20 protein-coding genes are annotated in these 19,718 nt (G+C 73.1%); 14 read left to right on the forward strand and 6 right to left on the reverse strand.

What is annotated here, in order from left to right; translation table 11 throughout:
* Positions 1-65: 65 nt before the first annotated feature.
* The 6 genes from ACLBYB_RS17165 to ACLBYB_RS17190 all read left to right on the forward strand — a co-directional run bounded on the left by ACLBYB_RS17165 (position 66) and on the right by ACLBYB_RS17190 (position 6,988).
* Entirely contained in the window at positions 66-380 is a 315-nt protein-coding gene (locus tag ACLBYB_RS17165) for a hypothetical protein (RefSeq protein WP_447699481.1), read from the forward strand.
* Between the two features lie 101 nt (positions 381-481).
* Positions 482-3,814 (forward strand): helicase-related protein, encoded by a 3,333-nt coding sequence (locus ACLBYB_RS17170; RefSeq protein WP_447699500.1) that lies wholly within the window; start codon positions 482-484, stop codon positions 3,812-3,814.
* A gap of 10 nt (positions 3,815-3,824) precedes the next feature.
* Positions 3,825-4,133 (forward strand): RNA-binding S4 domain-containing protein, encoded by a 309-nt coding sequence (locus ACLBYB_RS17175; RefSeq protein WP_020092692.1) that lies wholly within the window; start codon positions 3,825-3,827, stop codon positions 4,131-4,133.
* Positions 4,134-4,350: 217 nt separating this feature from the next.
* Positions 4,351-4,689 (forward strand): ferredoxin FdxA, encoded by a 339-nt coding sequence (gene fdxA, locus ACLBYB_RS17180; protein WP_020092693.1) that lies wholly within the window; start codon positions 4,351-4,353, stop codon positions 4,687-4,689.
* Positions 4,690-5,192: 503 nt separating this feature from the next.
* Positions 5,193-5,798, forward strand: a complete 606-nt coding sequence (locus ACLBYB_RS17185; RefSeq protein ID WP_012320643.1) for a CarD family transcriptional regulator — start codon at positions 5,193-5,195, stop codon at positions 5,796-5,798.
* Positions 5,799-6,112: 314 nt separating this feature from the next.
* Positions 6,113-6,988 carry an RNA polymerase factor sigma-32 gene (locus ACLBYB_RS17190; RefSeq protein ID WP_012320644.1) on the forward strand — a complete coding sequence of 292 codons (876 nt, stop codon included), beginning with the start codon at positions 6,113-6,115 and terminating at the stop codon, positions 6,986-6,988.
* Positions 6,989-7,140: 152 nt separating this feature from the next.
* Here ACLBYB_RS17190 and ACLBYB_RS17195 read toward each other — a convergent pair whose 3' ends face one another.
* From ACLBYB_RS17195 to ACLBYB_RS17205, 3 genes are all read right to left on the reverse strand, one after another.
* Entirely contained in the window at positions 7,141-8,373 is a 1,233-nt protein-coding gene (locus tag ACLBYB_RS17195) for an MFS transporter (RefSeq protein WP_447699482.1), read from the reverse strand.
* A 114-nt stretch (positions 8,374-8,487) separates the two neighbouring features.
* Positions 8,488-8,880, reverse strand: coding sequence for a tautomerase family protein (locus ACLBYB_RS17200; protein WP_447699483.1), 393 nt, complete (start codon positions 8,878-8,880; stop codon positions 8,488-8,490).
* A 26-nt stretch (positions 8,881-8,906) separates the two neighbouring features.
* Entirely contained in the window at positions 8,907-9,467 is a 561-nt protein-coding gene (locus ACLBYB_RS17205; RefSeq protein ID WP_447699484.1) for a DUF4865 family protein, read from the reverse strand.
* A gap of 87 nt (positions 9,468-9,554) precedes the next feature.
* On the opposite strand from ACLBYB_RS17205, the gene ACLBYB_RS17210 reads away from it, so the two are divergent.
* Complete coding sequence (locus ACLBYB_RS17210; protein WP_447699485.1) at positions 9,555-10,433, forward strand: LysR family transcriptional regulator; 879 nt, start codon at positions 9,555-9,557, stop codon at positions 10,431-10,433.
* Between the two features lie 23 nt (positions 10,434-10,456).
* Here the strand turns inward: ACLBYB_RS17210 and secB are convergent, their stop codons facing one another.
* Positions 10,457-10,957: a protein-export chaperone SecB gene (gene secB / locus ACLBYB_RS17215; RefSeq protein WP_026604852.1), complete on the reverse strand. Its 501-nt coding sequence runs from the start codon at positions 10,955-10,957 to the stop codon at positions 10,457-10,459.
* 347 nt (positions 10,958-11,304) lie between these two features.
* Between secB and ACLBYB_RS17220 the strand changes: the two genes are divergently transcribed.
* The 5 genes from ACLBYB_RS17220 to mltG all read left to right on the forward strand — a co-directional run bounded on the left by ACLBYB_RS17220 (position 11,305) and on the right by mltG (position 16,443).
* The gene (locus tag ACLBYB_RS17220) at positions 11,305-12,018 is read left to right on the forward strand and encodes a Tim44/TimA family putative adaptor protein (protein ID WP_020092701.1); all 714 of its coding nucleotides are present in this window, start codon (positions 11,305-11,307) and stop codon (positions 12,016-12,018) included.
* Between the two features lie 38 nt (positions 12,019-12,056).
* Entirely contained in the window at positions 12,057-13,235 is a 1,179-nt protein-coding gene (gene mltA / locus ACLBYB_RS17225) for a murein transglycosylase A (protein WP_447699501.1), read from the forward strand.
* Complete coding sequence (locus ACLBYB_RS17230) at positions 13,232-13,864, forward strand: Smr/MutS family protein (protein WP_447699486.1); 633 nt, start codon at positions 13,232-13,234, stop codon at positions 13,862-13,864. Before mltA ends, ACLBYB_RS17230 begins: the two co-directional genes overlap by 4 nt.
* Positions 13,865-13,986: 122 nt before the next feature.
* The gene (gene mutM / locus ACLBYB_RS17235; protein ID WP_447699487.1) at positions 13,987-14,877 is read left to right on the forward strand and encodes a bifunctional DNA-formamidopyrimidine glycosylase/DNA-(apurinic or apyrimidinic site) lyase; all 891 of its coding nucleotides are present in this window, start codon (positions 13,987-13,989) and stop codon (positions 14,875-14,877) included.
* A gap of 150 nt (positions 14,878-15,027) precedes the next feature.
* Positions 15,028-16,443, forward strand: a complete 1,416-nt coding sequence (gene mltG, locus ACLBYB_RS17240; protein WP_132367139.1) for an endolytic transglycosylase MltG — start codon at positions 15,028-15,030, stop codon at positions 16,441-16,443.
* 49 nt (positions 16,444-16,492) lie between these two features.
* Here mltG and ACLBYB_RS17245 read toward each other — a convergent pair whose 3' ends face one another.
* Positions 16,493-17,128, reverse strand: coding sequence for a PAS domain-containing protein (locus tag ACLBYB_RS17245; protein ID WP_244526920.1), 636 nt, complete (start codon positions 17,126-17,128; stop codon positions 16,493-16,495).
* 362 nt (positions 17,129-17,490) lie between these two features.
* Here ACLBYB_RS17245 and ACLBYB_RS17250 point away from each other — a divergent pair, with 362 nt between their 5' ends.
* Positions 17,491-18,348, forward strand: coding sequence for a YicC/YloC family endoribonuclease (locus ACLBYB_RS17250; protein WP_056526155.1), 858 nt, complete (start codon positions 17,491-17,493; stop codon positions 18,346-18,348).
* A 76-nt stretch (positions 18,349-18,424) separates the two neighbouring features.
* Positions 18,425-19,087, forward strand: a complete 663-nt coding sequence (gene gmk / locus ACLBYB_RS17255; RefSeq protein WP_056525786.1) for a guanylate kinase — start codon at positions 18,425-18,427, stop codon at positions 19,085-19,087.
* A gap of 109 nt (positions 19,088-19,196) precedes the next feature.
* Here gmk and ACLBYB_RS17260 read toward each other — a convergent pair whose 3' ends face one another.
* Positions 19,197-19,643, reverse strand: a complete 447-nt coding sequence (locus ACLBYB_RS17260) for a DMT family transporter (RefSeq protein WP_020092709.1) — start codon at positions 19,641-19,643, stop codon at positions 19,197-19,199.
* Positions 19,644-19,718 lie beyond the last annotated feature (75 nt).

Here is a 19,718-nt window from a genome sequence, read left to right on the forward strand (position 1 = left end):
ATCGCGGCGAGGCCCGCGGTTGCGCGGGTGGAGGGAATCTTCACGTTCCCGGCGATAATGCCCGGATGTGCTCGCCTGCCCTCCGAATCGCCCTCGCCCTCGCCCTGGCCGCGCTCGCGGGGCCGGCCGCGGCGCAGTCCCTCAGTGCCGGGTCCGCCGATCCGGGGTGCGGCGGTGACGCCTTCTCGTCGGCCGAGGTCGTCGAGAACAGGCCGCCCCGCCGCGGTCCCCTCGTCGCGACCCCCGACACGCTCTGCGCCGACCTCGCGCCACAGCCGGGCACGCCGACGACGCAGATCGACGTCTACCCGATGATCACGCCGCAGATTGGACCTGGCGGCGGCGGCATCCCATATGGGGGAGGACGGTACCGGCCCTAGCGTCCCTGACGCGGTCGGCCGGTCGAACCCGCCTCCCCGCCCGCGCCGCGACGGCGCCGCGACGGCCTTCCCGCTCGAAGGAACCGCCGACCATCGACGCGCTGCTCCGCCCCACGCCCAGCCGCTCGCTGTCCCGCGAGGCCCGCGCCCGCGGCGTCACCGCGGTCCTCGGGCCGACCAACACCGGCAAGACGCATCTCGCCATCGAGCGGATGCTCGCCCACCCGACCGGCATGATCGGGCTGCCCCTGCGGCTGCTCGCCCGCGAGGTCTACCTGCGCGTCGTCGCGAAGGTCGGCCCCGAGAAGGTCGCCCTCGTCACCGGCGAGGAGAAGATCAAGCCGGACCGGCCGCGCTACTGGATCTGCACCATCGAGGCGATGCCGCGTGACCTCGACGTGGCGTACGTCGCCATCGACGAGATCCAACTCGCCGCCGACATGGATCGCGGCCACGTCTTCACCGACCGCCTGCTCTACGTCCGCGGCCGCGAGGAGACCCTGCTGATCGGTTCCTCGACCATGCTGCCGCTGGTCCAGAGCCTGATCCCCAACGTCCACACCACGACGCGGCCGCGTCTGTCGCAGCTCAGCTTCGCGGGGGAGAAGCGGCTGTCGCGCCTGCCCCGGCGCACCGCGATCGTCGCCTTCTCGGCCGAGGAGGTCTACGCCATCGCCGAGCTGATCCGCCGCCAGCGCGGCGGCGCCGCGGTGGTGCTGGGAGCCCTCTCGCCCCGGACCCGCAACGCCCAGGTCGAGATGTACCAGGCGGGGGATGTCGACTACCTCGTCGCCACCGACGCGGTCGGCATGGGCCTCAACCTCGACGTCGATCACGTCGCGTTCGCGGCCAACTGGAAGTACGACGGCACCCGCTTCCGCAAGCTCACCCCCGCCGAGATGGGCCAGATCGCGGGGCGCGCCGGCCGCCACCTCTCGGACGGCACCTTCGGCTCAACCGGGCGCTGCCCGCCCTTCGAGGCCGAACTGGTGGAGCGGCTGGAGAGCCACGACTTCGATCCCCTGCGCATCCTGCAATGGCGCAACCCGGATCTGAGCTTCGGCAGCCTCGAAGGCCTGCAGGCGAGCCTCGACGAGCACCCGCGCGAATCGGGCCTGACCCGCGCCCCGATGGGCGAGGACCAGCAGGCCCTCGAGATCCTCATGAAGGAGGACGACATCCGCGACATGGCGCGCAGCGCCGCCGCGGTGCGCCGCCTCTGGGACACCTGCGGCGTCCCGGATTACCGCAAGGTCCACCCGCAGGTGCACGCCGACTTGGTCGCGCAGCTCTACCGGTTCCTCATGAAGGGCATGGCGGGCCGCATCCCCGACACGTGGTTCGCCGAGCAGGTCGCGATGATCGACCGGACCGACGGCGACATCGACACGCTGTCCCGCCGGATTGCCCAGGGACGCACCTGGACCTTCGTGGCGAACCGTCCCGACTGGCTGCGCGACCCAGAACATTGGCAGGGCGAGACGCGTCGGGTAGAGGACAGGCTGTCCGACGCCCTGCATGAACGCCTCGCGAGCCGCTTCGTCGACCGGCGCACAAGCGTCCTGATGCGGCGCCTGAGAGAGAACACGATGCTCGAAGCCCAGATCACCGCCGACGGTGACGTCACCGTCGAGGGTCAGCATGTCGGCCACCTTCACGGATTCCTGTTCGTTCCCGATGCCAGCGCCGAGGGGCACGAGGCGAAGACCCTGAGGAGCGCCGCCGAGAAGGCGCTCGGGGGCGAGATCGAGTCGCGGGCAGAACGATTCGCCGCGACTGCCGATTCGACCCTCGTGCTCTCGCACGACGGCACGATCCGCTGGACCGGCGCGCCGGTCGCCAAGCTCAGCCCCGGCGAGAAGCTGTTCGCCCCGCAGATCCGTCTGCTGGCGGACGACAGCCTGACCGGCGCGCATCGCGAGAAGGTCGAGGGCCGCCTCGACGCGTGGCTGAAGGCCTACATCGTGCGACTGCTCGGGCCGCTGATGGAGATCGAGACCGCGGCCGACCTCACCGGCCTCGCGAAGGGGATCGGCTATCAGGTCGTCGAGGCGCTCGGCGTGCTGGAGCGCTCGAAGGTGGCGCACGAGATGCGCAGCCTCGACCAGGACGGCCGCGGCGCCCTGCGCCGCCACGGCGTCCGGTTCGGCGCCTACCACATCTTCCTGCCGGCGCTGCTGAAGCCGGCGCCCCGCACGCTCGCGGCCCAGCTCTGGGCCCTGCGCAACGGCGGCCTCGACCAGCGCGGCCTCGACGAGATCGCGCATCTCGCCGGCTCCGGCCGCACCTCGATCAAGGTCGACCGCGAGATCGCCAAGGGCCTCTACCGCGCGGCCGGCTTCCGGGTCAGCGGCGAGCGGGCGGTGCGGGTCGACATCCTGGAGCGGCTCGCCGACCTGATCCGCCCGGCGATCGCCTACCGGCCCGGCACCACCCCGGGCGCCCCACCGGACGGCACCGCCGACGGCGACGGCTTCGTGGCCACCGTTGGCATGACCTCGCTGGTCGGATGCTCGGGCGAGGATTTCGCCTCGATCCTGAAGTCGCTCGGCTACACGGCCGAGGCGCGCCCCGGCCCGGCCATTACGGTGCCGCTCGTCCCCGCTGCCGCCACCGCGCCGACCGCCGCCGAGGCGTCCTCCGAGGCTTCCTCCGAGGAGGCCGTCGCCGCGCAGGCTGATGCCGCCGAGCCGGTCGGCGACGAGGCCCCGGCCGCCGAGGGTGTCGAGACCGCCGCCGATCACGCTGACGCGGCCGAGGAAGCCCCGGCCGCCGACCCCGAGGCGGGGGCCGAGGGCGAGACTGCGGACGAGCCGGCCGGCACGCCGGTCGACGCGGCCACCGAGGCGCTCGCGACCGAGACATCTGCGACCGAGTCTCCCCACGCCGAGGCGGAGCAGCCGGCCGAGGCGGACGCCGCGCCGGCGGCCGAACCCATCGCCGAGGAGACCGCGCCCGACGCGGCCGCCGAGGCGGAGCCCGACGCGGCCGAGACGGCCGAGGACGTCGGTGCCGAGGGCGAGGGCGCAGCCGAGATCCCGCAGATCGAGGTTTGGCGCCTGCAGCGCCACCAGCGCCCGGCCCACCAGCGCCCGCAGAACCGTCCCCGCGGGGCTGGTCGGGGGCGCGACGGCGGCCAGCAGGGCCAGCATTCGGGACAGGGGCGTCCCGACGGTGGCCGGCCGGAGCAGCGCCGGGCCGAGGGCGACGGTGGCCCGCGCCCCGGCCGGGACCGCGGCCCGCGCCGCGACCGCTTCGAGGGCGGCCGTCCGGAACGCCGCGACGACCAGCGCGGCGCCGAGCAGCGCCATTCCGGCCCGCGGCCCGACCAGCGGCCGCCGCGGCGCGAGCGGGCGCCCGATCCGGACTCGCCCTTCGCCAAGCTCGCGGCCCTGAAGGCGCAACTTGAGGCCGGCGACGGCGGGAAGCGCTGACCCGCGGCGGATGCGCGAGGACCGGCAGCGCCTCGACAAGTGGCTGTGGTTTGCGCGCTTCGCGCGGACCCGGTCGCTCGCGGCGCGGCTGGCCTCCGACGGCTTCGTGCGGGTGAACGGCAGCCGGGCCGAGAACCCCGCGAAGGCCATCGGCATCGGTGACGTGGTCACGGTGGCGGCGCCCCACGCGACCCTGGCCGTGCGGGTCCTCGGTCTCGGCCTGCGCCGCGGCCCGGCGTCGGAGGCGCGGCTCCTCTACGACGACCTGTCGGGCGGCACCCTGTCGGTCGAGGACGGTCCGGACGGGCCGTCCGAGTGATGAGGTCGCGCCACAGCGGCCGTGCGAGCGACCCGACGCGAACCCTTGCGGCGCCCGCACGCTTGTCAGTCCGGGAGGCAGCGTCTAGAGCCGTGGGCCTCCGAGATCCGTCCCCGTGTCGGGTCTCACCGGCGTTCCCCTCGCAGCACCCTCCGGGCGCGCGGGCCGTCTCCAGGCTCCGCCCGGGCCAAGTCGAGTTTTAGGACGAAGACATCCGATGACCTACGTCGTCACCGACAATTGCATCAAGTGCAAGTACACGGACTGCGTCGAGGTCTGTCCGGTGGACTGCTTCTACGAAGGCGAGAACATGCTCGTCATCCATCCGGACGAGTGCATCGATTGCGGCGTCTGCGAGCCGGAATGCCCCGCCGAGGCGATCAAGCCCGACACCGAGTCGAATCTCGACACGTGGCTGAAGCTGAACGCCGACTACGCCAAGTCCTGGCCCAACATCACGCAGAAGAAGGAAGCCCCGGCCGACGCCAAGGATTGGGACGGCAAGAGCGGGAAGCTCGAGGCGCATTTCTCGCCCAACCCCGGCTCGGGCGACTGACCCCGCGCCGGCCCCGCAGGTTCTGACGCCGGCCCGCGGCCCGCTTCCCAGATTGCGGGAAGATCTGTCGGGCCCGTGCCGCCGCTGAACCCCGCGGCGGGGCTGCGTCATACGAGGGCCTGATACGCGGCCAGGTCATTCCTGTCCCGCCGCACCAGTGTAAAACTCTTTGGCGCCGCGCTTGGTCCGCGCGTGCGTCTTCAGGGATGCTTTGATCTGCGCGCCGGATTGTGGTAGACAATCCGCCTGCCGTCGCTCGCGCCTGACGTGCTCCCTCCGGCTGAAACGCCTTCGCTTTTCGTGGGTTAGGAGTAGTACGCGCTCGACCGCTGGAGGCGACTTCGGCGGGCGGGCCAGGCGTTCGCACGGCCGCGCCGGGGAACGCCCGGATTCGTGCGCTCGGCGCCGGGTCCGGGAGCGGCGAGGCAGACCGGGTGTCCCGCCCGGAAGAACACGGTTTCGCGCGGCGCCGAACGCTGCGCGCCAGTGGAGGCCCTTCTCGCATGACCACAGCCAAGAAGACGACGACCGCAGGCCGGCAGGGCTTCAAGACCGGCGAGGCTGTCGTGTATCCGGCCCACGGCGTCGGTCGCATCACCGCGATCGAGGAGCAGGAGATCGCCGGCTACAAGCTTGAGCTGTTCGTCGTATCGTTCGAGAAGGACAAGATGGTCCTGCGCGTCCCCACCGCGAAGGCCAACAGCGTGGGCATGCGCAAGCTGGCCGAGCCGGAGCTGGTCAAGAAGGCGCTCGACCTGCTGACCGGTCGTGCCCGGATCAAGCGCACCATGTGGTCGCGCCGCGCGCAGGAATACGAGGCGAAGATCAACTCGGGCGACCTGCTCGCCGTCACCGAGGTCGTGCGCGACCTCTTCCGGTCCGAGGCCCAGCCGGAGCAGTCCTACTCCGAGCGCCAGCTCTACGAGGCCGCCCTGGACCGGATCGTGCGCGAGATCTCGTCGGTGAACCGCATCACCGAGACCGAGGCCCTGAAGCTGATCGAGCAGAGCCTCGCCAAGTCGCCCCGCCGGGCGAAGAGCGAGGCGGAGCCCGAGGCCGAGGCCGATGGTGACAGCGAGGGCGACGACATCCAGGAGGAGGCCGCCTGAGGCGCGCCTACCTCCGCGGACGACATCGAACCCGGCCCCTGAGGCCGGGTTTTTTGTGGCCGGACCGGTCCGGACCCGCGCGCCGCCACGGTCGTTTCGGGACATCCGGGCTGGACGGCGCGCGGTCGGATCCCATCTGATCGGGACGGAACACGATTTCGTGGCCGCCCGGTTGTCGCATTGTGGGGCATCGGGACGGAACTTTCGCGTTTTGCCTTCCGTTGTCGGTTGCCTGGCGTCGCCTCCCGGTGGCGCCTGCGCGTCGGGCTATCGGTTCGACGCCGCAACAGCACTCGACAACAAGAGGCAGGCGGATGGCTGAGATCGCGGGAATTCGACGGCAGTTCATACGGACTGCCATGGAGGCACCCTTCCTGGCCCGGGAAGAAGAGCGCGGCCTCGCCGTCCGCTGGAAGGACGAGCGTGACGAGCGGGCCCTCCACCGACTGATCTCCGCCCATATGCGCCTCGTCATCGCCCTGGCGGGGCGTTTTCGTCACTACGGCCTGCCCATGGCCGATCTCGTCCAAGAAGGGCACGTCGGCCTGATGGAGGCCGCGGCCCGGTTCGAGCCCGAGCGGGACGTCCGCTTCTCGACCTACGCGACGTGGTGGATCCGCGCGTCGATCCAGGATTACATCCTGCGCAACTGGTCGATCGTGCGCGGCGGCACGTCCTCCGCGCAGAAGGCCCTGTTCTTCAACCTGCGGCGGCTGCGCGCCCGGCTGATGCAATCCACCGAGGAGCATGTCGGCGACGAGATCCACCGCCGCATCGCCAGCGCCATCGGCGTGTCGCGGGACGACGTCGCCCTGATGGACGCGCGCCTCTCCGGTCCCGACATGTCGCTCAACGCCCCGGTGGGCGAGGACAGCGACGCCTCGTCGGAGCGGATGGACTTCCTCGTCGACGGCGCCGACCTGCCGGACGAGACCGTGAGCGCCACGGTCGACGGCGAGCGTCGGTTGAGCTGGCTCCAGCAGGCCCTGACCGTGCTGTCGGAGCGCGAGCTGCGCATCCTGCGCGAGCGCCGCCTCGCCGAGGATCAGGCGACCCTGGAAGCCCTGGGCCAGAGGCTCGGCATCTCCAAGGAGCGCGTCCGCCAGATCGAGAACCGGGCCCTGGAGAAGCTGCGCCGCGCCCTGGCCGACCGCTTCCCCGCCGCCACGGGCAGCCCGCATATCGGCTGAGTTTCACGGCCGCGACACCGACGCGAAGCCCGGCCCTGAGGCCGGGTTTTCGCGTTTCGGAGGGCCCCGCGTCCGGCGGCACCGCAACGCGCGGGGGCGGCCCCGATCTGGTCCTATAGCGGGTCGACGCGGGCTTCGGTCGCGCGGCCGGTTCAGGCTCCCTGAGTGGCGGTGCTCCGCCGCTCCCGCCGGCGACTGCGCCGGCCGGGCTCGGGCGTCGCGTCGAGCCAGATCACCAGGGCGAGGGCGACGAGCGCCGGCAGGCCGAGGGCCAGGAAGGCGCCGGTCCAGCCGAACATCCCGTAGGACAGGCCGCCGTACCAGCCCGACAGGGCGCCGCCGACGCCCTGCACGGCGTTGACGCTGCCGATGGCCGTCTGGGTCCGGCCGGATCCCCAGGTGAGGTCGGCGACGATGACCGGCACCGCCACCCCGACGATGCCGGAGGCGACGCCGTCCAGCACCTCGGCGGCGATCAGCCAGACCGGATCGTCGATCAGGCCGGACAGGAGTGCCCGCACCGGCAGGACCGCGAAGGCGACCATCAGCAGCTGGCGGCGCCCGCGCTTGTCGGCGAGCGATCCGGCGAACAGCGCCACCGGGACCATCACCAGCTGGGCCACCATGACGTAGCGGGCCGTCCAGGTCGTGGCGTCGGCCGCGGTCGCGACCAGCTTCTGGCCGAGCAGCGAGAGCATGCCGCCGTTCCCGAGATTGAACAGGGTCAGCGCCACGGTCAGCACCAGCAGGCGACGATTTCCCAGGACCTGGCGGAGGCCGCTGCGCTCCGGCTCGTCCGGGTCGTCCTCCTTCCAGCCGACGGCGCGGCGGCGGCTCCACGCCTTGGCCGGCATCGTCGCCGTCGCGGCGATCGCCGCCAGCGCCATGCCGCCGAGCACCCAGAAGGCGATCGCCGGGCCGAAATAGCCGGTGCCGAGGCTGATGGCGCCCGCCGCGATCAGGATACCGATGTGATTGAAGGCCTGGTTGCGCCCCTGCTGCGCGGGGAACCGGTCCTTCCCGACGATGCCGAGGGTCAGCGCCGCGACGGCCGGCAGCAGCAGGGTGCCTCCGGCCGCCGCGAGGAACTGCGCGGACAGCACCGCCGGGAAGCTGCGGGCCGGCAGGAGCAGCAGCGTTCCCACCAGGATCGCCCCGCAGGCCAGCGCGATCAGCAGGCGCGGGCGCGGGAACCGGTCGACCAGGGCACCGAACGGTCCGCTCAGGAACAGCGTGCCGATGCCGACCAGCGTGATGACGAACCCGACCCGCGCAGGGCTCCACGAGGCCGATTCTGCCAGCCAGGTCCCGAGAAAGGGTCCGAGGCCGCCCTGGATGTCCCCGATGAACAGGTTGATCAGGGCGAGGTTTGCGGTGGGGGCCATGCGATCCTGGAGCCGTTTCGGGCCCCGGACCTGTACTCCCCCCCCGGAACGGTCAAGCCCGGATCGCCGCCATCATCGCCGCACCGCTCCCGCGGCGGACTCGCTGCACCGGTCTCACGACTCCGGCGGGCCGTACTGCATCAGCCCCTCCCCGAACGACCAGTTCTCCGGGCTGACCTCGACGAGGTTGATGAAGACGTCCCCTGGCGCCACGCCGTGATCGCGGGCGAGGTTGCGGGTCACGGCGGCGTAGAGGGCGCGCTTCTGCGCGGTGCCGCGCGTCGCGTTGGCGGTGATCTGGACGATCACGAGGCGGTCGCTGCGCCGGATCCCGAGATACTCGGGACCGTAGACGAAGTCCGACGCGTCGTGCTGGTGCACCAGGGCGAACAGGTCGCCCTCCGGCACCGCGAAGGTCTCGCGCATGGCGTCGTAGACACCCGTGACGAGAGCGGCCCGGTAGGTCTCGGTCGTCCCGGCACGCAGGGAGATGCGGGTCAGAGGCATGATCTCACTCCTCGATCGGTCCGAGATCAGCGGCCGCGCGCCGCGGCGAGGCCCGGCGCGGCGAGATGGGCGATCGCGGTTCCGGACAGTCCGGCGGTCGCCTCGGCACGGAGGGTGAAGCGGGTGAGGCGCCATCCGTCGGGATCGAGCCCGGCCACGGTGGCGAGGACGTCGCGCCCGGCCGCGATGTCGCGCCCGCGCCCCCGCTCGTCGTCGCGCAGGGCGGCGAGATCCTCCGCCGGCCCGACGAGACGCGTCTCCTCCGAGAGGGCGCCCGCCGCGTCCCCCGGCCCGAACGCGGCTGCGACCGCCAGCCACGTCTCAATGCGCGGCCGGCCGAAGCTCGCGATCACGGCGCCGAACCCGGCCCCGGCCAGGAACGCGGCGGCAGCGCCGGCATCCTGCCAGAGATAGAGAGAGCTGTAGGCGTTGGCGGCGGCCCCGCGCGCCCGGTCCTCGACCGTGAAAGCCTTGAAGACGAGGCCGGGCACCGCGTCCCAGGCCGGCGCGCGGGCGGCGACGCGCGCGCGGATCCTGTCCATGGCGTAGTCGGCCGGCAGACGATGGCGGTAGCGGGTGATCAGCATGGGGCACTCCCGAAGAGGCCCGCAGGCTTGCACGCCGCCTCGATAACGGCGACATATCGGCGCCTATATCTACGATAAGAGTGTGTTATGGTCGCCGACCGTCCCCTCGACCTCGAAGGCGTCCTGGCCTTCGTGCGCGTGGTCGATCTCGGCAGCTTCACCCGGGCCGCAGAGGCGCTCGCCACCTCGCAGGCGGCGATCAGCCTGCGGCTGAAGCGGCTCGAGGACCGACTCGGCACGCGCCTCCTGGACCGGACCCCGCGGCACGTGGACCTGACGCGCCAGGGCGCCCTGTTCCTGCCGGCCGCTCGGCGCCTCCTGGACGCCCATGACAGCGCCGTGGCCGACGCGGCGACGGCGCTGCCCGCCCGGCTCAGCCTCGGGATCAGCGACCACGTCGCCGGCCCCGACCTGCCGGTGCTACTGCGGCGCCTGGGCCTGGATCGGGCCGGGCTGATCACGGAGGTGCGGATCGTCCCGTCGCGCGACCTCGCGGCCGCGTTCGGATCCTCCGGCGAGGGCGGCTACGACGCGGTGATCTTCCGGACGGAGGACGAGGCCGGCCACGGCGGCGCGGTCCTGGCGGAGGAGCGGCTGGGCTGGTTCGCCGCACCGGATTTCCCGGCGCCCCGGCCGGGCGAGACGCTGCGGCTGGCGGGACTCGCGGGCCCCTGCACGGTGCGGGGCGCGGCGACGCGGGTTCTCGACGCGGCCGGGCTCCCCTGGACCGAGGTTTTCGTCGGCGGCGGCGTGCTGGCGGTGGGGGCGGCCGTGATGGCGGGGCTGGCGGTGGCGGCCCTGGCGCCGAGCACGGCACCGGCCGGCGCCGTGGAGGTCGGCGGCCGGTTCGGGCTGCCCGAACTGCCGCGCACCTTCGTGGTCCTGCGCGCCCGCCGCCTGGCCGGGCGCCCCGCCGAGGCGCTGCGCGCGCTGGCGGCGGCCTATCGCGGTCCCGGCGGCCGCTGACCGGCCGCCGGCTCGTCCGGTCCTCAGGAGGCGAGCGGGCCCTGGGCGCCCTGCTGCTCCATCACCTTCTGCCGGTAGAGGCCGACGAAATCGATCGGGTCGATGTAAAGCGGCGGGAAGCCGCCGTTGCGCACCGCCTCGGCCACGATCTGGCGGGCGAAGGGGAAGAGCAGGCGCGGGCACTCGATCATCACCGCCGGATGGATCTGGTCGGCCGGGATGTTGAGGAGCCGGAACACGCCGGCATAGGTCACCTCGAAGGCGAACAGCACCTCGTTCTGGATCTTGGCGTCGCCCTCGAGCTTCAGCTCGACCTCGAAATCGGTCTCGGAGAGCTGCTGCGCGTTGACGTTCACCTGGATGTTGATCTGCGGCCCCTGGCCCTCCTTGGGCTGGAGCGAGCGCGGTGCGTTCGGATTCTCGAAGGACAGGTCCTTCGTGTACTGCGCCAGGGCGTTGATGGTCGGCGCATCGCCCTGCGGCATGCCGCCGCCGTTGCCGTTCGCTGCCGGAGAGTCGGCCATGCGGATCATCCTTCTCGATCGACCGGCAGGGCCGGCGCGGGTTGTTGTCGCAGCGGGAGCGGCTGGATCACGCCGCGGAACTGCCCAAACGGCAGGGCCGCTAACACGCGGGCCGGGCCTGGACAAGCGAGCGGGCGCGGCGCTGGCGCCGGCGGCCCCCACGACCCATATCGACCGGATCGCAATTGACGCGTGGGTTCGATCGTCCGGCCGACACAACCGGCTCGCTCCCGACGCGTTGGTCGGATATGAGTCGGCCAGACCTCTGCGCGCTTAGCCGGCGCCGCACCGCGCGCGACCATGAGCAAGGGGCACAGGGTCTCGCCGCGGCCACCATCGGATCGGTGATGCAGGACAGTTTCGACGTTACGACGATCATCTTCCTCGCGCTGGCCGTCTTCGTGATCTGGCGTCTGCGCTCGGTGCTCGGTCAGAAGACGGGGGCCGAGCGCTCGCCGTTCAAGCCGGTCGACCGCAGCCGGACTGAGCCACAGGCGCGCTCCGACGGCGACAACGTCGTTCGCCTGCCCGGCGCCGACCGGGTCCAGGCCGCGCCGCAGCCCGCCGCCGCCCCGCGGGACTGGCGCGGGATCGCCGAGCCGGGATCCGAGGTCGCGCGCGGCCTGGAGGCCTGCATCCAGGCGGAGCCCAGCTTCGACCCCCGCGCCTTCATCGAGGGCGCCAAGTCGGCCTACGAAGCCATCATGATCGCCTTCGCCAAGGGCGACCGGAAGACCCTGCGCGGCCTCCTCTCGAAAGAGGTCGGCGAGGCGTTCGAGCGGGCGATCGCGGAGCGCGAGCGCAACCGGCAGACGCTCGAGACCACCTTCGTGTCGATCGACAAGGCCGAGATTGTCGCCGTCGAGGTGCGCAACCGCGTGGCGCACGTCACCGTCCGCTTCCTGTCGAACTTGATCACCGCCACCCGCGACGCCGACGGCAAGGTGGTGGACGGCAGCGCCGAGACGGTGGTCGAGGTGCCGGATGTCTGGACCTTCGCCCGCACGCTCGGCTCGCGGGACCCGAACTGGCAGCTCGTGGCCACCGAGGCCGGCGCCTGAGTCCGTGACCGGCGTTCCGTGACGATCTTGCCGTGCCGATGTCCCGCGCCCGGTCCGGAGCAGTCCCGGCCGCCCTCCTCGCGTCCCTCCTGAGTCAGGCCGTGTCCGCCGCGCCGACGGCGGTCGGCGGCGCGGTGCTGACCCCCGTGGCCGCGGCGGACCTGCCGGGCTTCCCCGGCGCGGGGGCTGAGGCGGCGCTCGACGCCTTCCGCCGCGTCTGCGCGGCCCCGCCGCCCGCCCTGCCCCAGCCCGACGGCGCCGCGGGAGATCCGGCCGCCCTCGCCGAGGCCTGTGCGGCCGCCGCCGGCCCCGTGCCCGACGCCGCCGCCTTCTTCCGCGAGCGGTTCGAGGCGTTCCGCGTCGCGCGGCCCGGCGCGGACCGGCCCGGCTTCCTGACCGGCTATTTCGAGCCGGAACTCACCGGCTCCCTGGAGCCCGGCCCGGATTTCCAGACGCCGGTCCTGGCCCGCCCCGACGACCTGATCTCCCTCGGCCCCGGCGAGACCCGCCCGGGGCTCGACCCGGGCCTGCGTGCCGCCCGCGCCACCGCGGACGGCTTCGCCCCCTACCCCGACCGCGCCGCGATCGACGACGGCGCCCTCGGCGCGCGGGCGAAGCCGATCCTGTGGCTGCGCGACGCGGTCGACCTGCTGGTCCTGCAGGTCCAGGGTTCCGGGCGCGTCCGGCTGCCGGACGGGCGCGCGGTGCGGGTGCTCTACGACGGCCGCAACGGCCGCCCCTACACGGCGGTGGCCAAGCTGATCGTCCAGGAGGGCCACCTGCCCCTGGAGGGCCTGACGCTCGCCCGCTGGACCGGCTGGCTGCGCGCCCATCCCGAGACCGCCAAGCGCCTGATCCGCGCCAACGCCTCCTACATCTTCTTCCGCCTCGCTCCGGTCGCGGATCCGGCCCTCGGGCCGCCGGGCGCCGCGAACGCCCCGCTGAGCCCGGGCCGCAGCCTGGCGGTGGATTCGACCCTCTGGCGCTACGGCCTGCCATTCTGGCTCGCCGGCCCCCTCCCCGGCGCGACTCCAGGTGAGGCCGGGCGCCTCGTCATCGCCGCCGATACCGGCTCGGCGATCGTCGGCCCCGCCCGCGGCGACCTCTTCGTCGGTACCGGTGCGGAGGCCGGCGTGGCCGCCGGCAACCTCCGCGACGCGATCGGCTTCGTGGTCCTGCTGCCGCGCCGCGCGGCGGTGCCCGGAGCCGCGCCGTGAGAGCCCCGCGCCGCGGGCGCCGCCTCACCGCGGGAGAGACCCGCCTCTGGGACGCGATCGCCAAGCTGGTCACGCCGCTGCCGGGCCGCGCCGCCCCGGTGTCCGAGACGCCTCCGCCGCAGGGCCCGACCGCCACCATGCCGGCCCTCTCGGCGCCGATCCTGAAGCCCAGCGCGCCGCCGGCCACCAAGAGACCGCGGGCGAAGCACCCGCCGAAGCCGGCCCCGGAGCCGGCGCGCCCGGTCACCGCCGCTCCCTACCAGGCGCCGCCCCAGCGGCACGCGCCGAGTGCCGGGCTGGAGCGGAACGCCAAGCTCGGCCTGCGCCGGGGGCGGCTCGCGATCGAGGCGCGGATCGACCTGCACGGGATGGTGCAGGCCGACGCCCACGCCGCGCTGACGGGCTTCCTGCTCCGCGCCCGGGCCGCCGGGCATTCCTACGTGCTGGTCGTTACCGGCAAGGGCGGCCCGGGCCACGCGGACGCCTTCTCCGAGCGGGGGGTCCTCCGCCGCAGCGTGCCGCACTGGCTGCGGGGGCCGGATCTGCGCGGCATCGTCCTCGGCTTCGAGGAGGCCGCCCGCCACCATGGTGGCGGCGGCGCCCTCTACGTCCGCCTGCGCCGGCGGTAGGGCGGCTCCGAGCGCGGGACGCGCGGCAACCCGTCCGGATCCCCGCGGTTGCGGCGAGGTCCGATACCGATGATATCCGGGGCGGCGCACGGGGCGCCGCGGACGCAGAAATCGCGAGAGAGATGCCGGAGCTTCCCGAGGTCGAGACCGTGCGGCGGGGATTGGCGCCCGCCCTGGTCGGCGCGCGGTTCAGCCGCGTCACCCTGCGCCGGCCCAACCTGCGCTTCCCGTTCCCCGAGCGCTTCGCCGCCCGCCTCGAGGGGCGGACCGTCACGGGCCTCGCGCGCCGGGCGAAGTACCTCACCGCCGCCCTCGACTCGGGCGAGACGCTGGTCATGCATCTCGGCATGAGCGGGCGGTTCGACGTGGCCCTGCCCGACGGCAGCAACCTGTCGCCGGGAGACTTCTACCTCGAAGGCGCCCAGGGCACGCCCCGGCACGACCACGTGGTCATGGCGATGAGCACCGGCGCCACGGTGACCTACAACGACGCCCGCCGCTTCGGCTTCATGGATCTGGTCCCGAGCGCGGAGCTCGCGGCCTGCCGCCACTTCGCCCGGATGGGCGTGGAGCCCCTCGACGGGCTGACCGGGGCCGTGATCGCGCGGCTCTTCCGCCACAAGATCGCGCCGCTGAAGGCCGCCCTGCTCGACCAGCGCCTGATCGCGGGCCTCGGCAACATCTACGTGTGCGAGGCGCTGCACCGGGCGCGCCTGCATCCGGAGGCGCCGGCCGGGAGCCTCGCCCGGCCGGACGGGCGCCCGACGCCCAAGGCCAACGCCCTGGCCAAGGCGATCGTGCAGGTCCTCGAGGAGGCCGTGAAGGCCGGCGGCTCGACCCTGCGCGACTACGCCCACACGGACGGCAGCGCGGGCGCGTTCCAGCACGCCTTCCGGGTCTACGACCGGGTCGGCCTGCCCTGCAGCCGGCCCGGATGCGCCGGCGCGATCACCCGCATCGTGCAGGCGAACCGCTCGACCTTCTACTGCGCCACCTGCCAGCCCCCGGGCTGAGCGCGCCGATCGGCGCCTATCGCGCCGCGGAACGGCAATTTCGCCACAAACCCGACTAGGGTTACGCCCCTCGACGTGCGCACCCGGTTGCGGGCAGCCGATCCCGGCCCGCGACGCGTGACGGGTCGCGCGGGCCCAGACAGGATCCCGATGTTCTTCCGCCGCTCAAAGACGCCCGCGCCCGAGACCGCCGCGCAGGATCCGACGGACGAGCCCGCCCTGCCGCAGCGGCTGTCGCCGCGCTCGCCCGGCGAGGCGATCAAGCCGACCGTCGCGCCCCCGCCGCCGGAGAAGCCCGAGCGCGAGCGGAGCGGCCTCGTGGGCCTGATCAGCGGCGCCCTGACCTTCGCGGTCGTCATCGCCATCGCGGCGATGATCGGGATCACGCTGTTCCAGCGGCAGGTGCGCGAGCCGGGCCCGCTCGCGGCCGACAAGGTCGTGGTCATCCCGACCCACAGCGGGACGGCCGAGATCGCCGAGACCCTGAAGCGCGAGGGCGTGATCGACCATACCGGCCTGTTCGAGTTCGCCGCCCGCTTCGGCGGCCGGCCGGCGCTGCGGGCCGGCGAGTACGTCTTCAAGGCGCACGCGAGCATCTCCGACGCGCTCGACACGATCGCCACGGGCCGGCAGGTCCAGCACGCCATCACCTTCCCGGAGGGCCTGACCTCCGAGCAGATCGTCACCCGCCTCAACGACAACGACGTGCTCGCCGGCGAGATCAACGAGATCCCCCCGGAAGGCTCGCTCCTGCCGGATACCTACAAGTTCGAGCGCGGCGCCACCCGGCAGCAGATCGTCAACCTGATGAAGGCCAAGCAGCGCGAGGTCCTGAACCAGATCTGGCTGCGGCGCAGCGCCGACGTGCCGGTGCGGACCCCGGCCGAGATGGTGACCCTCGCCTCCATCGTCGAGAAGGAGACCGGCCGCGCCGACGAGCGGCCCCGGGTGGCCGGGGTCTTCATCAACCGCCTCAACAAGCGGATGAAGCTGCAATCCGACCCCACGATCGTCTACGGGCTCGTGGGCGGGCGCGGCACCCTCGGCCGCGGGATCCTGCGCTCCGAGATCGACCGGCCGACCCCCTACAACACCTACGTGATCGAGGGCCTGCCGCCGGGGCCGATCGCCAATCCCGGCCGCGCCGCCCTGGAGGCGGTGGCCAACCCGTCCCGGACCAAGGACCTGTACTTCGTCGCGGACGGCACCGGCGGCCACGCCTTCGCCGATTCCCTCGAGGCGCACCAGCGCAACGTCGCCCGCTGGCGGGCGGTCGAGAAGAGCCGGCAGGCGCCGCCGGACGCCGTCGACAAGGTCGAGCCGAGCCCGGATTCGACCACGCCGGGCCGCGCCTCGGCCTACGCGCCGGGCGGCGCCCCCGCGGGCAACGGGATCAACACCAACGCGGCCTTCGCCCTGGATACCGGCGCGCCGGGCACGCGCGCCTTCGACGCCTCCGAGGGCACCCGCCTCGATCCCCTCAAGAACCGCAGCTACGATCTGGGCTCGCCCAAGACGGTCCCGACCCTGAGCGAGCCGGCACCGGCGCCGCGCGGCCGCCGCTAGGCAGCCGCGCCGGTCCGCGCCGCCGGCTTCGGCGCCGTCGGGGCCGCCCTCAATGCGCCCGCGGGTTTCGCGGGCGCCGCGGCGCCTCCGGCGGCTCGCCCGACAGCGAGGCCGCGATCTGCCGTCCCAGCTCGTAGAGCAGCGCTTCGAGCAGCGGCTGCACCCGCGTCGCCTCCCCGGGCCCGAGATCGCCGACCAGCTCCCACAGGCGCATCGCGTAATCGGCCATCCGCTCGACGGCGGTCCCCGGCTCGGTCGGAGCCCCGAGAAAACCGACCGGCGGCTCGTACGGGCCGTCGACCCGGCTGTCGGTGATGTCGATCACGATGCCCCGACCGTAGATGTGCCCGTCCGCGCGGCGCTCGAACCGGCCCCGCGCCAGGACCCAGCGCACGACGCCCGGCGCGGGCACGATGCGGTGCTCCCAGGCGAAGAGACCGCCCTCCTCGCGGACGCGACGGCGCTCGCTCTGGTCCCGGGCGAGATCCTCCGGGTGGAAGAGCGCGGAGAGCTGCTCCCAGGTGATGCCGTCCGCCGCCTCGGCCTCGGTCAGGCCGAAGATCCGCGCCATCGTCGCGTCCCCGCGCACGCATCCCGTGTGCGGCGCATCCTCCCAGATGCCGACGCCCAGCGCGGACATCCCGAACGGCGTGAGCGCGGTCCTCCCCAATACTGATCGCGGCATGCGCCATCCGAGTTCATGTGCAGACGAGCGGGATTTCGAGCACACCTTCACTGTGGAATGCAACGTCGGCCGCGCGACACGAAAGTGAAAACGTGACCACCGCGACCGCCCGGGCGACGGCGGACGGCGCCCGCGTCGCGGGCGGGCGGCCCTACCGGTCCCAACAGCGTGCCGGGTGCCGCTCGACTGCACGGCGCCGCCCGAGATGGCCTGGCGCGCGGCGCGTCCGACGCGCGCCCGACGCGCCTCGCGACGCGGCGACGGCGGCGACGGCGGCGACCGGCCTCTTCCCACCGGAGTGATCCGTGCTACAGGCCCCGATCTTCACGGGGACGGGGGTCGGCGTGACCCAGATCGCGAGCATGACCGGTTTCGCCCGGACGGCGGGCAGTGCCGGACCGGTGCACTGGGCCTGGGAGGTCCGCAGCGTCAACGGGCGCGGCCTCGACGTGCGCACCCGCGTGCCGGCCGGCTATGACGGGCTCGGCGAGACCGCGCGCACCGCGCTCCAGAAGACACTCACCCGCGGGCAGTGCCAGTTGACGCTGACCCTCACCAAACCGGAGACGACCGCGCGGGTGCGGATCAACGAGACGCTCCTGGCGAGCCTCGCCCAGGCGGTGGCCCGGGTGCCGGTCCCCGAGGGCGTGGCCCCCGCCACGATGGACGGGCTGCTCGGCGTGCGCGGCGTGATCGAGGTCGAGGACGAGGCAGCCGACACCGACACCCTCGCCCGCGACCTGGCCGCGGGCGTGGTCCAGCTGGTCGCGGATCTCGTCGAGGCGCGCCGCGCCGAGGGGCGCCAGCTCGAGCAGGTCGTCACCGCCCAGGTCGACCGGATCGCCGCGCTGACCCAGGCGGCCGAGGAGAACCCGGCCCGCCAGCCCGAGGCCGTGCGAGCACGGCTGGAGGCGGCCGTCGCGGCCCTCGGCGGCAGCGGCCTCGACCCGGACCGCCTGCACCAGGAGGCGATGCTGCTCGCCGGCAAGGCGGATGTCCGCGAGGAGCTGGACCGGCTCCGCGCCCACGTGGCGAGCGCCCGGGACCTGCTGGCGGCCGGTGGCGCGATCGGCCGGCGGCTGGACTTCCTGGCCCAGGAATTCGGCCGCGAGGCCAACACCCTGTGCGCCAAGGCCAACGATATCAGCCTGTCGCGGATCGGACTCGACCTGAAGGCCGTGGTCGAGCAGTTCCGCGAGCAGGTGCAGAACATCGAATGATGCCGGGCACGATGCTGGGCACGATGCCGGATCGGGACGTGAGGATACGGATGCGAAACGTCGGGGAGCCACGCGCATGACCGAGCCGGCCGGGAGCGTCTCCGACTCGATCGCGCGGCGCGGGTTGATCCTGATCCTCTCCTCGCCCTCGGGCGCGGGGAAGACCACCCTGACGCGAGCGATCGCGCAGGATCCGAGCTGGGCGCTCGACCTGTCGATCTCGGTGACCACGCGGGGACGGCGTCCCTCGGAGATCGACGGGCGGCACTACCACTTCATCGATCGCGAGGCGTTCGACGACCTGCGCGAGCGCGACGACCTGCTCGAATGGGCCGAGGTGCACGGCAACTTCTACGGCACGCCCCGTCGGCCGGTGGAGAAGGTGCTGGGCTCCGGCCGGGACATGATCTTCGACATCGACTACCAGGGCACGCGGCAGGTGCGCTCCAAGCTCGCCCAGGACGTGGTGACGGTCTTCATCTTGCCGCCCAGCATGGCCGAGCTGCGCCAGCGCCTGGAGCGCCGGGCGGAGGATTCCGCCGAGACGATCGAGAAGCGCCTCGCCAACGCCCGGACCGAGATCCAGCGCTGGGTCGAGTACGACTACGTCATCGTCAACGACGATCTGCAGAACGCCTTCCGGGCCCTCCAGGGGATCCTGGCGGCCGAGCGTCTCCGGCGGGCGCGCCGCACCGGACTCGCCCCCTTCGTCGAGGGCCTGCTGGCCGAGACGCCGTGATCCGGCCCTGGAGCGCTCTCCGCCGAAGTGGATACCGGTCCGGCGCAAGAGAGCGTGTCAAGACAAAGGCTTGGAGCCGTGCTCGGTTGCAGCGCGATCGCGCACGGCTCTAGCGGCGGATCAGCACGACGCCGCCGATCAGGAGCGCGATCCCCAGGAGGCGCGGCAGGTCGACGGGCCGCTGCGCGAGGCCGAGCAGGCCGGCGTGGTCGAACAGCACCGAGGCGACCATCTGGCCCGTGACGAGGAGCGCGAAGAAGGTCGCGGCGCCGAGCTTCGGGACCAGCAGGATCGCGAGGCCGATGAACACCGCGCCGAACAGGCCGCCGCTCCAGGTCCACCACGGGATGCGCTCCGCCACGCCGGCCGTCGGTACCGGGTCGCGCAGGGCGGCGGCGAGGAGCGCCATGCAGGCGAGCCCGACCGCGTAGCTGGAGACGCCGGCCCAGGACGCCGAGTCGAGGCCCGCGCGGAGATTCGCGTTCAGGATCTGCTGCAGGACGAGTCCGGCGCCCGCCAGCACGGCGAGCAGGGCGGAGAGCGCGAAGGCGAGCATTGCGGGACGGGCCTCGGAGTCGGGACGGCGGGCGGCATTGACAACCGTCCCGGCCGATGCCGTCAAATGCCGCGC

This window comes from Methylobacterium sp. D54C, assembly GCF_053345595.1.